This window comes from Trabulsiella guamensis ATCC 49490, assembly GCF_000734965.1.
GTDB lineage: Bacteria > Pseudomonadota > Gammaproteobacteria > Enterobacterales > Enterobacteriaceae > Trabulsiella > Trabulsiella guamensis.
Map to the genome: position 1 here is coordinate 1 of NZ_JMTB01000192.1, position 789 is coordinate 789.

Below are 789 nucleotides of genomic sequence, written 5' to 3' on the forward strand. Positions count from 1 at the left end.
GATGTGCCGGACGAAAAAAAAGCCGGATTAACCGGCTTCATTGAATTAGTGCTTTATTGCTGAACAGGATGTTTTCCCTAACTCACGTCGAATGCTGATATCCCACCCATAAATATTCTTATGCGGAACACCATTGTCTGTTTCAGCACTGATGGCTTCATGAACAGTATTGGCATCCATAAACTCAAAGCCATCAGACTCATCTTTGCTCCAGTCTGTCACAGCCTTGAGCTTTTCAGCAGGTAAAATTGTATCTCTCAAAACCAGATGGCAGCGCTGGGTTGTATCGCGCATGAAAACATCCATATCCTTGATGAAATCACTTTCATCTATCTCCGATTTAATATGGATTTCATTGGTTTTTACAGCGACTTTTATCTTCTGTTTAAAGCCACGGTATTCACCTTCGTACTCAGCAAAATCAGTATCGCCCTTTTTATACCAGTCAGTAGCATCTATGGGGGTGAATCCAGCAAGAGACTCTTTGACCTTAAATAACAAAGAATCCGCAGCCATGACGGATAAAGACAACATACATAATGGAATAAATAACCACTTTTTCATTTACAGAGTCCTTTGATTGTCAAACAGGTCCGGTTGATACTTACGCTGTTCAAGCCTGCGCATACGCCTGATGGCTTTATACACTGTTTTGTAGGTCACCTGATAGCGCTCAACGAGTTCAGGGATATTTTTCCCGGTAAAATCACGCCAGATTTTCATGTCCCTGATGATGGTATTGAGCACCTCACCGCGTGGAAAATAGACCTGCATACCGCCAATCTGGCT

Annotated in this window: 2 protein-coding genes; both read right to left on the reverse strand. The window is 42.5% G+C overall.

Features of this window, described 5'->3' with window-relative positions:
• Positions 1-45: 45 nt before the first annotated feature.
• Positions 46-564, reverse strand: a complete 519-nt coding sequence (locus GTGU_RS23490; RefSeq protein WP_038163700.1) for a hypothetical protein — start codon at positions 562-564, stop codon at positions 46-48.
• On the reverse strand, positions 565-789 hold a 225-nt coding region (locus tag GTGU_RS23495; protein ID WP_038163703.1), incomplete at its 5' end, for a Mor transcription activator family protein. It lies immediately after the preceding gene.